At 59.5% G+C, this 12,075-nt stretch carries 9 protein-coding genes; 6 read left to right on the top strand and 3 right to left on the bottom strand.

Going from position 1 to position 12,075, the window contains the following annotated elements:
- The first annotated feature begins 8 nt into the window (after positions 1-8).
- Genes CDH48_RS03850 through CDH48_RS03830 form a run of 5 tightly spaced genes read left to right on the top strand, consistent with a single transcriptional unit; the run spans position 9 to position 8,547 of the window.
- Complete coding sequence (locus CDH48_RS03850; RefSeq protein ID WP_100687411.1) at positions 9-1,271, top strand: efflux RND transporter periplasmic adaptor subunit; 1,263 nt, start codon at positions 9-11, stop codon at positions 1,269-1,271.
- The gene (locus tag CDH48_RS03845) at positions 1,268-4,432 is read left to right on the top strand and encodes an efflux RND transporter permease subunit (protein WP_100687410.1); all 3,165 of its coding nucleotides are present in this window, start codon (positions 1,268-1,270) and stop codon (positions 4,430-4,432) included. Before CDH48_RS03850 ends, CDH48_RS03845 begins: the two co-directional genes overlap by 4 nt.
- A 28-nt stretch (positions 4,433-4,460) precedes the next feature.
- Complete coding sequence (locus CDH48_RS03840) at positions 4,461-5,141, top strand: ABC transporter ATP-binding protein (protein WP_100687409.1); 681 nt, start codon at positions 4,461-4,463, stop codon at positions 5,139-5,141.
- A complete protein-coding gene (locus CDH48_RS03835) occupies positions 5,138-7,453 on the top strand; it encodes an ABC transporter permease (RefSeq protein ID WP_100687408.1) in 2,316 nt (771 codons plus the stop codon). The genes CDH48_RS03840 and CDH48_RS03835 overlap by 4 nt, the downstream gene beginning before the upstream one ends.
- Positions 7,450-8,547 (top strand): lipocalin-like domain-containing protein, encoded by a 1,098-nt coding sequence (locus CDH48_RS03830; protein ID WP_100687407.1) that lies wholly within the window; start codon positions 7,450-7,452, stop codon positions 8,545-8,547. The genes CDH48_RS03835 and CDH48_RS03830 overlap by 4 nt, the downstream gene beginning before the upstream one ends.
- Here the strand turns inward: CDH48_RS03830 and CDH48_RS03825 are convergent.
- From CDH48_RS03825 to CDH48_RS03815, 3 genes are all read right to left on the bottom strand, one after another.
- A complete protein-coding gene (locus tag CDH48_RS03825) occupies positions 8,535-9,485 on the bottom strand; it encodes a flagellar motor protein MotB (RefSeq protein WP_100687406.1) in 951 nt (316 codons plus the stop codon). The genes CDH48_RS03830 and CDH48_RS03825 overlap by 13 nt on opposite strands.
- 5 nt (positions 9,486-9,490) lie before the next feature.
- Entirely contained in the window at positions 9,491-10,267 is a 777-nt protein-coding gene (locus tag CDH48_RS03820; protein WP_100687405.1) for a MotA/TolQ/ExbB proton channel family protein, read from the bottom strand.
- Between the two features lie 69 nt (positions 10,268-10,336).
- Positions 10,337-10,756 (bottom strand): YkvA family protein, encoded by a 420-nt coding sequence (locus CDH48_RS03815; RefSeq protein ID WP_100687404.1) that lies wholly within the window; start codon positions 10,754-10,756, stop codon positions 10,337-10,339.
- 204 nt (positions 10,757-10,960) lie between these two features.
- Here CDH48_RS03815 and CDH48_RS03810 point away from each other — a divergent pair, with 204 nt between their 5' ends.
- Positions 10,961-12,073 carry an S-(hydroxymethyl)glutathione dehydrogenase/class III alcohol dehydrogenase gene (locus CDH48_RS03810; RefSeq protein WP_100687403.1) on the top strand — a complete coding sequence of 371 codons (1,113 nt, stop codon included), beginning with the start codon at positions 10,961-10,963 and terminating at the stop codon, positions 12,071-12,073.
- Positions 12,074-12,075 lie beyond the last annotated feature (2 nt).

Here is a 12,075-nt window from a genome sequence, read left to right as displayed (position 1 = left end):
AACGCGCTATGTCCAAACGTTTTATACCTTTAGTTATTCTGGCAGCAGGTGTTCTGGGTTTCCTGTTTCTGAAAATGACCCGCCCGGAACCGGCGCAGGTAAGTGCTACCGAACGGAGCTGGCGGGTGCAGGTCCAGACCATTGAGCCGGCAGCGCATGCACCGGTTCTGCCGCTGTACGGGGAGGTGGTGGCGCCGGAACAGATATCGGTGGTGGCGACTCTGGCGGGAAGAATCAGTGAGCGTCCTGTGGCTGAAGGTCAGCGGGTGAGCCAGGGGGATCTTCTGGTGGCTCTGGACCCCCTGGATGTCGAGCCGGTACTGGCTCAGGCCAAAGCCCAGGTGGCCGATCTGGACGCCCAGATTCGTGCTGAACAGGTGCGCTATGGCAATGATCTGGCCGCCCTGAAAAGTGAACAGGCCATTCTGGCCAACGCCCGCCGGCAGCTGGAACGTACCCGTTCGCTGGTAGAACGTAACCTGGCCTCCCGTGAAAACCTGGAAAGCGTAACCGATGCGGCGGCCAGAGCCGAACTTACTGTCAGTGTCCGCCAACGTGCCATCGACGAACACCCGGCCCGGCTGCAAAGCCTGGAGGCCCGGCTTGCCCAGGCCAAAGCCAGCCTGGCCACAACACAACGTGATGCTGAACGATCCCGGGTTGTTGCCCCCTTTGACGGTGTTGTAACCGATGTTCAGGTTGCTGTGGGCGACCAGGTATCGCGAAACCGGAATCTGCTCTCTATCTATTCCATCAAGGGGCTGGAACTCAGGGCGAGAGTGCCCGACATGTATCGTGCCGAGCTGCTCGGCGCCCTGGCAGAGGGTGCAGAACTCCATGCCTACAACGATCAGCGGGATATCCGTTTCCGGCTTGAACGCTTTGCCGGCATCAGCGATCCATCCGGAACGGAGGCAATTCTTGCGGTAACCGGAGATCCGGCGGGCCTGCGCCCGGGAGCCTTGCTGCCGGTCAGTCTGGAGCGACCGGCGCGTCGCGACACCATAGCCATCCCGTTCAGCGCCCTGTACGGCGCCGACAGCGTATACCTGATGACAGATGACAGCCGCATGAAGCGGGTAACTGTAGAGCGGGTGGGTGAGGTACTCTCGGCGAACGGCGAACGGCGCCTGCTGGTGGCAGGTGAGACGCTTCAGCCAGGCGCACGCCTGATCGTGACCCACCTGCCCAATGCCCTGACGGGTCTGAAAGTCGATGTTGCCGGTGAGCTTGAAGATGCAGGTGCAGATAACCGGGGCCCTGCACAATGAAGCGCAGAAAAGGCGTAATCGGCTTTTTTGTGCATCACAGGGTTGCCGGCAACCTGGTGATGCTGATGATGCTGCTTGCCGGTGCCCTGGCGCTTACCCGCATGAACATCCAGTTTTTTCCCACCTTTGCGCTGGATGTGGTCAGCGTGCGGGTGGTGTGGAGCGGTGCCTCTGCCGAGGATGTGGAGCAGGGCATAACCAATCCGCTGGAGCAGCGTTTGCGCAGTGTGGATGGTCTGAAAAAAATGACCTCCACCTCGGCCCAGAGCGTGGCGTCCATTACGCTGGAATTCCATGAAGGCACCAATCCGATCACCGCACTGGATGATGTGCGCCAGCAGGTAGATGAGTTCAACAACCTGCCGGCAGATGCCGAAGAACCGCGGGTTTCAAGAGTTGAACGCTATGAGCCGGTCGCACGGTTGCTGGTATACGGCGATGTTGATCGCAGCGAGCTGCGGGCATTGGCCTATCGCTATGAAGACGAGCTTCTGCAGCGGGGCATAGACCGGGTGTCGTTCAGGGGGCTGCCAGAGCAGCAGATCAGTATTGATATTCCGGTCGAAAGGCTGGAAACACTGGGGTTATCACTCGGGCAGATTGCCGACCGGGTGGCTGCGGTGTCGCAGGATTTGCCCGCCGGTATCATGGCCCAGCAGGATGCGGCCCGGGAACTGAGGTCTGTGGAGCAACGGCGCAGCCCGCAGGCGTTTGAATCCGTACCTGTACTCAGCTCTGAGCGGGTGCAGCTGCGCCTTGGGGACATCGCGACCGTTCGCAGGGAAGACCGGGACACCCAGGTATCCCTCACCCGCAACGGCTTTCCCGCCATAGAACTGCAACTCCAGCGCGCAGAAAGCGGCAATTCACTGGCGGCGGCAAAGGTTCTGGAGCAGTGGCTGGAGGAGACACGGGCCACGCTGCCGCCATCCCTGGAGCTGGAGGTTTACGATGAAACCTGGCAACTGCTGAACGACCGTATTTCGCTGTTGACCAGCAACGGCCTAAGCGGCCTGATACTGGTTGTGTGCCTGCTGTATCTTTTTCTTCCGGGGCGCGTGGCATTCTGGGTGGCGGTTGGCATCCCCACAGCATTTCTGGCAGCTCTGGGCGTGTTCTGGCTGATTGGTGGCTCCATCAACATGATGTCCCTGTTTGCGCTGATCATGGCGCTGGGGGTTATTGTTGATGACGCCATTGTGGTGGGGGAAGATGCAGACGCCCATGCCCGAATGGGAGAAGCGTCCATCTACGCCTCGGAAGGTGCCGCCAAACGTATGGTCTGGCCGGTGCTGGCCTCATCCCTGACTACCGTCGCAGCCTTCATGCCGCTCCTGGTTGTCGGCGGCGTCATCGGTAATATCCTTGGCGACATACCCGTTGTCATGATTTGCGTACTCATCGCCTCCCTGCTGGAGTGCTTTATTGTGCTTCCGGCGCATTTGCGGCACGCTTTCAAACCCGGGTATGCGAATAAAGACGCGGAACAATCTCGGGTGCCGAGCCGCAATCCTGTCACACGCTTTCGTAGCGGCTTTGAACGCAGGTTTGATCGCTTCCGTGAAGGCCCCTTCCGCCGCTTCTCCCAGCGCAGTCTTGAGCACCGGGGTATTACCATGGCAAGCGTTCTGGCCCTGGCCATAGTGACTGTCGGGCTGCTTGTCGGGGGCCGCCTTGGCTTCAATTTTTTCCCCACGCCTGAACCCTCTGTGCTATACGCCAATGCCAGTTTCGTTGCAGGTACGGACAGCAGGACCGTTGACCGCTTTATGGGGGAAATGCAGAAGGCCCTGAACGAGACCGAAGCGGCACTGGGCGGCAATCTGATACTGCACGCAGTTACCACGGAAGGCGCCACCCTGGGGGCCGGGGGCAGTGCCCGGGCGGGTGATGAGCTGGGTTCAATGATGATCGAGCTGGTGCCCTCGGACCAGCGCAGCGTGCGTAACCCGGAATTCATAAACGAATGGCGCAGCCGTCTGCTCCTGCCCGCGGGGCTCGATAATCTGGCTATTTCAGAGCGCCAGGCCGGGCCACCGGGCCGGGATGTGAACGTGCGGCTGACCGGAGATGACGCGAAAAACCTGAAGCATGCAGCAGAAGAGCTGGCACAGGCGTTATCCACCCTGCCCGGTGTTCTGGATGTGGAAGATGACATGCCCTGGGGCCGGGAGCAGCTGATCTATCAAACCAGTGCTTACGGGGAAGCACTGGGCCTCACCACAAACGATCTCGGCCGGCAATTGCGGGCTGCGTTTGATGGCCGGGTTGCGCAAATTTATCAGGATGGCCGGGATGAAATGGAAGTGCGGGTTCAGTTGCCCCGGGATCAGCGCGAACGGCTATCGACACTGTCCCGCGTGACGGTGCGGATTCCCGATGGGCGCTTCGTGCCGCTGGGGCAGGTCATGAACCTGGATCATCGCCAGGGGTTCGAGGCGTTACGCCATGCGGATGGCGATCTGTCGGTAGAAGTTACGTCCGCGCTCAATACCCGTGTCAGCACTACGGACCAGATTCTGGAGAGCCTGCAGGCCGATGCGCTGCCAGACATCGCAAGCCGCTATAATGTCCGCTACAGTTTTGAGGGCCGTTCCGCCGACCAGCGTGAAACCATCGCGGACATGAAAACCGGCCTGGTGGTCGGCCTGGCATTGATGTACGTAATACTGGTGTGGGTATTTGCGTCCTGGAGTCTGCCGCTGATTGTCATGGCAATTATCCCCTTTGCACTGGTGGGCGCTTTGCTTGGCCACTGGCTGATGGGGCTGCAACTCACAGTTTTGTCACTGTTCGGGTTGTTTGGTCTGGCGGGCATTGTGGTGAACAACGCCATCATTCTGGTGTCTTTCTACAATAACCAGAGAGCAAAGGGGCTGAGTATCAACGAGGCTCTGAACGAGGCGGCCGTTCAGCGGGTGCGGGCGGTGCTGCTGACCTCGCTGACCACCATTGGCGGCTTGTTGCCTCTGTTGTTTGAAACCTCTCTGCAGGCGCAGTTCCTGATCCCCATGGCCACTTCCATAGCCTTTGGACTGGGGCTATCCACGGTGCTAGTGTTGCTGGTTATTCCAGCGCTTCTGTCCTGGCTTGAGCAGTTCCGGGAATGGCTGGCCCGACGCCCTGGCGGGGAAGTAGAACCACTGGGAGCGCCGGATTGATCGGCTGCTGACGTGAGGGAATGGGGGTATGTCCGAACCTTTGCTGGTTGTGCGGGGTCTGAGCAAGCAGTTTGTCAGTGCTAACGAAACAGTACCGGTTATCGAAAAACTGTCGTTCACGCTCGGGCAGGGCCGGTCGCTGGCATTGACCGGACGTTCCGGCTCTGGCAAAAGCACGCTGCTGAACCTGCTGTGTGGCCTGGAAGTGGCGGATGCCGGCAGCATTGCGCTGCGCGACCAGGTTTTCGAAGCTGGCGCCGCTGCCGCAAAACACAGAGCCGCGGCCTGGGCCAGGCTGCGCAAACAGCACATAGGTGTGGTATTTCAGGAAGCCAACCTGATGCCCGCCCTGACGTTACTGGAAAATGTACAGTTCCGTGCTTACCTTGCCGGTCGTGACCCGGCACACAGTGAAGACTGGCTGACCCGCCTGAACATCGGCGAGTTGGCCCGGCGCTACCCGGATCAGGTATCCGGCGGCCAGCGCCAGCGTGCAGCTCTGGCTATGGTGTTTGCCATGGAGCCGGCCCTGATTCTGGCGGACGAGCCGACCGGGAGCCTTGATCGCCATACCTCCGATGAGGTCACCGGGCTAATGTTCGAGCTTCAGGCCCGCCATGGCTGCAGCCTGATCCTTGCTACCCACGATGCCGAGCTGGCTGCAGGCTGTCAGCAGCACCTGGATCTCGGCCACCTGAGTGGCGTATGACCGGTTTCCTGTCTTTTTTCCGCTTCTTTTTTCTGCCCCGGGCCCTGCTCAGCCACTATCGCCGCCATCCACTGCAACTTGTGGCTCTGGGTGTGATGATTGTTCTTGCCACCATGCTGTGGACAGGGGTCAATCAGCTTACCAGCCAGGCCCGTGCAAGTCTGGCGCAGAGCGAGCAGGCGGTGGCAGAACGCCGGCAGGTGCTGCGGGACGATGGTGGTGCGCTTGCGGTTGACGATTTCGTAACCTTGCGCCTTGCCGGTGTATGCGTCATGCCCTGGCTGGAAGTGACACCTTCGCCGGGGCACCACCTGGCCGGGCAACGCCTGGTCGGCATTGATCCGCTGGCGGCTCACTGTTTTGGCAACAGCGTTGACGGAGCCGGAGCGCTGGATCAGCCCCTTGATGGCAAGCCCTTCGTTGATATTCACACTGCAGCGGGTATAAGTGCCCGTGAAAGCCGGCTGCATCTGCTGGTGCCTGCATCCACAAATCCATCGGTTTTACCGCCCGGTTACAGCCTTGCGGGTTTTTCTGCGAGCCCCGACACCGGCGAACTTGGTGACAGCTTTCTGCTCAACCTGGAGGCACTGGGTGTTCTGGTGTTATTAATTGCAGCTCTGCTACTGCGCAGCGTTTATCTGCTTGGGCTGGCGCAACGCCGTGAGAGCTTTGCGCTGCTGCACCGCTTTGGTGTGCCGCCCGGAAGAGTCCAGCGTTGGCTGGCCCTTGAAATTCTTGCCCTGGCGCTGCTGGGTGTTGTGCCCGGGGTCTGGCTGGGCCGATGGCTGGCGACCGGCTTGGGCGGCGGATTCGGGCAGGCGCTGGAGGGGCTTTTCGATATTCCCCTCTACGCCGGTCAGGGTCAGGGCTGGTTAACGCCGGTGCTGGTCATGCTGGCGGTGGTCATGGTTTCCTGCCTGGGCGATCTGCTTTTTCTCAGGTTCCGTCAGCGCCTTGCTTTGCCCCTTGCGGTTCAGGCGGTAGTGGCAGCGGCGCTGCTTGTAACCGGGCTGGCCATGGCCTGGCTCGCGCCATCACTGCTCTGGGTGTTTATTGCTGTTGCCCTGGTATTTGCCGGTGCCGGTTGGCTGACGCCGCTTGCTGTTGCCCGGCTCTCACACTGGCGCGCCCGCCTGGCAAAAAAACCGCTCGTGCTTTGGCGCTACCGGGAACTCGCGGTGCTGGTTCGCAGGCTTACCCTGCCATTGGTTGCGCTGCAGTTTGCGCTGGCTATGGTGCTTGCCGTTCAGGCTCTGGTCACAACCTTTGAAAGCACGTTTGATCGCTGGCTGGCGCAGCGGCTTGAGGCCGCCTATTACATTGAGGTGCCGGCGGGTGCGGACGGGCGCAAAGCTGCAGACTGGCTCACCAGTGCACAGGAGCGCAGCCCGGATTTGCAGTGGCACAGGGTGATTCGCGGCAGTGCCCTGCTTGCCGACGCCAGTGGCGAAGGCGGGCGGCAAGTGGATGTGTTTGCGCTGGCACCGATAAGTTCTCTGATCCGTGAGTGGTCGTTGCTAGAAGCCGCAGAGCGGCACTGGGAAACCCTGGCAGCCGGCGATGGCGTGATGATCAACGAACAGCTGGCGCGCCGGCACAATCTTGGTGCTGGTGATCGCTTGCAGCTCAGTATCGGCGGTGAACCTCTGGATTCGGTAATAGTGGGCGTCTATCCGGATTATGGACGCCCGGTGGGAGAGGTCCTGTTGAATGCAGGGTTGTTGCCGGCCAGTTTCAATACTCGCTTCGAGAGTGTGTCTGTAACGCCGGGCCGGCCGGGGATTGACCGGATTACCGAAGCACTCCGGCAAATCTGGGATGTGGGCGCGCTAACCACAAGGGATAACGCCACTATCCGCGAGCTGGCCACCGGTGTATTCGACCAGACTTTTGCGCTGACCCGCGCCATGACGCTTCTTACCCTGGTTCTGGCGGCCTCAGCACTTTTGATGATGGGCTGGGTGCTTTTCTCTACCCGTACCTGGTACTTCCGGTTACTGGTGGCCTGGGGCATGTCGCAACGGGAAGTGGCAGCCCAGCTGTTGCGCCTGGCATTACTGCTGACCGGCGGCATAGCGGCGCTGGCGTTACCTCTGGGGCTCTGGCTGACCTGGGCGCTGGTGCACCGGATCAACCCGCTGGCTTTTGGCTGGTCGTTGCCGATGGCGGTTTACCCGGGATTCTGGCTGGAACTGGCAGTACTCAGCCTGGCGATTGGCCTCAGCATAGCGCTGTTGATGCGCCGGCAACTCAGCAGGCCTGCCGCGCTGCCTGCATCAGCCAGTGCGCTGTCTGGAGGTGAGCGATGATCCGTTACCCGGCTTTTGTTCTGATGTTGTTCCTGTCGGCGGGTTGTTCCGGAGAGACCGGCGATACGGGCTTCGCCGGGCTGGCCGGGCTTGGGAACAGCCGTGTTGACGCCACAGGTGCTGATACGCATTACCTGCAGCCCGGCCCGGGCGACCGGCTGAGCTTTCCAGAGGATTTCGGGCCACACCCCCAGCACCGTGTTGAGTGGTGGTACCTTACGGCAAATCTCCAAACGGCAGCGGGTGAACCCCTGGGGCTGCAATGGACGCAGTTCCGGCAGGCACTTGAGCCCAGGAAAGCAACCGAGCCGGCGCCAGTGGCGACTGAATGGCCTCTGCAAGCAGCCTGGATGGCCCACGGCGCGGTGAGCTGGAAGGGCCGGCATTATTTTGCGGAAAAACTCGCCCGGGGAGATGTGGGCCATGCGGGGGCAACGGCTGCTCCTTTTCAGGTGTGGCTGGATAACTGGCGCTTGCGTGCCAATGCTGATAACAGTCGCTGGCAGTTGCAGGCCAGTGGCGAGGGTTGGAGCTACGATCTGAGTCTGAGTATTGAGGGCGCTCCCGTAGCCCATGGCGATAACGGCTTCAGCGCCAAATCCGCCAGCGGCGAAGGCTCCATGTACTTCAGCCTGGTGGATATTGCCATCACGGGTGAGGTGACTCTGGGCGATGACGTGCTGGAGGTAAAAGGCAAGGGCTGGTTTGACCGGGAATGGAGCAGCCAGCTGCTGAAAACCGGGCAGAAGGGCTGGGACTGGTTTGCCTTGCATCTGGACACCGGCGACAAGCTGATGGCATTTCGCCTGAGGGACGACAGCGGCAGTTTCCGGTCCGGTACCTGGATACCCGAAGGTGGCCATCCCGTACCGTTGAACTCCGGAGAGCTGAGCCTGCAGGAACTGGAGCGGCGCAAGGGGGTACCTGTGCGCTGGCATCTCAAAGTTCCGGCGTATCAGGTCAGTCTGGAACTCGGTGCACCAGCCGGCAATTACCTTAACCGTGGCCTTTACCCCTACTGGGAAAGCCCGGTGAGCGTATCCGGAAGCCATGACGGCGTAGGCTATATGGAACTGACCGGTTACTCTGAGTGAGAGCCAGGCCAGGCCGGGCCTGATCCTGAACTGGCGCCCGGGCTGGCGGGCCGGATATCGATGATGGCTTCGCGCTCGCCGGCATCCCGTTCAATCAGCTCCCGGAGGCGCAAATGCTGCTCTTCCAGCGGGTCAGACATGTCAATAATGATCTCAACGCGGCGATTTTTTGCGCGGTTTTCCGGGGAGGTGTTTTCTACCCTGGGCTCCGTATCGGCCAGGCCTTTGACTGCCAGCCGGGTGGGTTCAACACCGCCTGTGGCCAGCAGCACGTTGGCAACCGCCGCAGAACGGGCTGCAGACAGATCCCAGTTGCTGTAGAAGCGGGAGGTGCGGATAGGTATATCGTCGGTGTGCCCCTCTACCGTCAGTTCGCCCGGTATTTCGGCCAGTACTTTTGCCATGTCGAGCAGCAGGCCCTCAAACTCCCAGGTCAGCTCTGCCGAGCCGGAAGGGAAAGAGCCTTTTTCCTCGACCCGTATGACAATGCGGTGCTGGTCCTGATCTTGTTCTACGGTAATGCGGCCGTCTTCAATCGCGTCTTCAAGAACCTCTCTTATGCTGGCAGTGCTGGCGTCCAGTGCCTGTTCCTTCGCCGCATCCAGGGCCTGCTCTGTCGGGCTTTTCAGGGTTTGCAGCTCTGGCTGCTGATCGGTTGTGGTCTGTTTAACCTCGTTAACCAGTGTGGGCTCGGGAGGTGCGGGTGAGAACTTGTCGAAGATCGGGCTGGAGCCCTGGGGGATTTCCAGTGCAGGTACATCGCGCTGAACGCCGAATGCCTTGGATAGCTCACCGGCAATCTGCTTGAATTTCATGGCGTCGATTTCAGAAAACGACAGCAGAAGCACAAAAAAGCACATCAGCAGGGACATCAAATCGGCAAAGGTGACAACCCAGGCCGGGATGCCCGGTTTTTCCTCTTCTGGCAGCTCATCCATGGCGCTTATCCGCTGGCGGCCTCCGCCTCGGGGGTTTTGTCACGCTGGTTTCGCGGCAGGTAGCTGGAGAGCATCTGCTCAATAATACGCGGGTTTGTGCCCTGCTGAATGGCCACCAGCGCATCGGTGTACAGCATTTGCAGGCGGGCTTCTTCTGTCATCCGCAGGGACAGCTTGTCGGCAATAGGCGTGGCGATCATGGTGGCAATCATGGCACCGTAAAGCGTGGTCAGCAGTGCAACCGCCATGGCCGGGCCGATGGATTTCGGGTCCTCCATGTTGGAGAGCATCTGGACCAGGCCAATCAGGGTGCCAATCATACCCATGGCCGGTGCCACATCCGCCATGGCGGTGAACACCTTGGCACCGGAGCGATTGTGGTCCAGCGTCATCAGGCGTTCCTTGTCCAGCAGCTGCTTGATGGTTTCGCCGGTCTGGCCGTCTACCAGCATCTGTATGCCGTTGCCGAGAAAGGGAGAGCCAACTTCCCGGCCCTCCAGCCCCAGAACCCCTTCCTTGCGCGCCACGTTGGCGACATCCACCAGTTCTTCAATGCTGGCCTGGGTTTCCGGGAGTTTGAATTTGAAGGCCCGGGCCGCCGCTTTAAAGGCGCCGAGAAACTGTGGAATACTGAACTTGGCCAGAACCACCAGCAGGGTTCCGCCCACAACGATCAACAGCGACGCGGGGTTGATGAATACATCAGGCGCTGCACCAAGAATAACGGCTGTTACGATGAGGAAGATGGCGCCGACAAGGCCTATCAGGGTGGCAAAATCCACGAGCGCTCCGGAGGAATTTAACGGATTTGAATTGGGGGGGTGTGAGGTTACCTGTAGTTCATTATTCAATCAATCGGCTTGTGCACTGTGGCCGGATTCTTCCTTGCATTCTTTCCAGGCTGCGTATTTGTGCAGATCGGATTCGACGAGTTTCAGGCACAGTGCAACCACGCCGGCATCGTCGAGAAAACCAAAGCCAATAATCAGGTCGGGAATGAAATCCAGCGGATTCATTACGTAGACCAGCGTGCCGGCGACCGCGGCAATGCTCTTCCAGGGGATATCCCTGTAGCTGCCGTTCCAGTAATCCCGGATCATGGAGAACATCAGCTTGATATCGGCGCTGAAGCGTTTGAGTTTTCCGCTGTTTTTTACTTTTTCCTCAATGGCACGTTGTTTCTCCAACAGGGTTTCAAGATCGTCCCGGTTTATCTTTTCTGCCTGGGCATTCAACTGTTTGCGTGCGTTCTTCTGGCTGAACAGAGCCATGAACCTGTATCCTCTGTTGATTAATGATCATCCAATAGCTGCAGCTGGCGACCCCGATCGCCGGACTACTCCGTCAGTATACGGAACCGGAAGTCTGCCATGAAGCTTGCCAGGAGACACAGGGCCGCTGCCCCGTTTCGATGTTAAAGTATGGTCATCAGGCCTGTGGCGGCCATGCCCCAACCGGATTAAAGGAGAGTCAAGATGATTAAATCCCGTGCTGCAGTGGCTTTTGAAGCCAACAAGCCACTGGAAATTGTTGAGGTGGATGTGGCTCCACCACAGAAAGGTGAAGTGCTGGTCCGTATTGTTGCAACGGGGGTGTGCCATACAGACGCCTTCACCCTCTCCGGTGCCGATCCGGAAGGCCTGTTCCCGACCATTCTGGGCCATGAGGGCGGGGGCATTGTAGAAGCGCTGGGTGAGGGCGTAACAGGGCTTGAGGTGGGCGATCATGTGATTCCGCTGTATACCGCGGAGTGCGGCAAGTGCAAGTTCTGCACCTCGGGCAAAACCAACCTGTGCAGTTCTGTTCGCGCAACCCAGGGTAAAGGCGTGATGCCGGACGGCACCTCCCGGTTCTCATACAACGGCAAGCCTTTGTATCACTACATGGGCTGTTCCACCTTCTCGGAGTATACCGTACTGCCGGAAGTGTCTTTGGCAAAAATTCCCAAGGAAGCACCTCTGGACAAAGTGTGCCTGCTGGGTTGCGGCGTAACCACTGGCATTGGCGCCGTGTTGAATACGGCCCGGGTTGAAGAGGGTGCAACAGTCGCGATCTTTGGCCTGGGTGGCATTGGCCTGGCTGCGATTATCGGCGCCAAAATGGCAAAGGCCGGCCGTATCATCGCAGTGGATATCAACCCCGGGAAATTCGAAATTGCGCAACAGCTTGGTGCCACCGATGTGGTCAACCCCAAAGATCACGACAAGCCGATCCAGGAAGTGATTATCGAGATGACCGATGGCGGCGTGGACTACTCGTTCGAATGTGTTGGTAACGTACAGCTCATGCGTTCAGCCCTGGAGTGCTGTCACAAGGGCTGGGGTGAATCCATCATCATTGGTGTGGCCGGTGCCGGCGAAGAAATCAGCACACGACCTTTCCAGCTGGTGACCGGCCGGGTCTGGAAAGGCTCGGCGTTCGGTGGCGTAAAAGGCCGCACGGAATTGCCGGGCTATGTGGAGAAAGCCGAAAAAGGGGAAATCCCGCTGGATGTTTTCATTACCCATGAAATGCCGCTGGAAGACATCAACAAGGCGTTTGATCTGTTGCATGAGGGCAAGAGCATTCGCACTGTGATTCACTTTTAATC

Origin of the sequence: Marinobacter aromaticivorans (genome assembly GCF_002806975.1) — a bacterium.
Lineage (GTDB): Bacteria > Pseudomonadota > Gammaproteobacteria > Pseudomonadales > Oleiphilaceae > Marinobacter > Marinobacter aromaticivorans.
The sequence above is the reverse complement of the archived record's forward strand: the minus strand, read 5'-3'. Positions and strand labels throughout refer to the sequence as shown.

What these genes read in the sequence shown, in the direction of transcription:
- CDH48_RS03850 (WP_100687411.1), top strand. Translation starts at nt 9, where the DNA reads ATGTCCAAACGTTTTATACCTTTAGTTATTCTGGCAGCAGGTGTTCTG.
- CDH48_RS03845 (WP_100687410.1), top strand. Translation starts at nt 1,268, where the DNA reads ATGAAGCGCAGAAAAGGCGTAATCGGCTTTTTTGTGCATCACAGGGTT.
- CDH48_RS03840 (WP_100687409.1), top strand. Translation starts at nt 4,461, where the DNA reads ATGTCCGAACCTTTGCTGGTTGTGCGGGGTCTGAGCAAGCAGTTTGTC.
- CDH48_RS03835 (WP_100687408.1), top strand. Translation starts at nt 5,138, where the DNA reads ATGACCGGTTTCCTGTCTTTTTTCCGCTTCTTTTTTCTGCCCCGGGCC.
- CDH48_RS03830 (WP_100687407.1), top strand. Translation starts at nt 7,450, where the DNA reads ATGATCCGTTACCCGGCTTTTGTTCTGATGTTGTTCCTGTCGGCGGGT.
- CDH48_RS03825 (WP_100687406.1), bottom strand. Translation starts at nt 9,485, where the DNA reads ATGGATGAGCTGCCAGAAGAGGAAAAACCGGGCATCCCGGCCTGGGTT.
- CDH48_RS03815 (WP_100687404.1), bottom strand. Translation starts at nt 10,756, where the DNA reads ATGGCTCTGTTCAGCCAGAAGAACGCACGCAAACAGTTGAATGCCCAG.
- CDH48_RS03810 (WP_100687403.1), top strand. Translation starts at nt 10,961, where the DNA reads ATGATTAAATCCCGTGCTGCAGTGGCTTTTGAAGCCAACAAGCCACTG.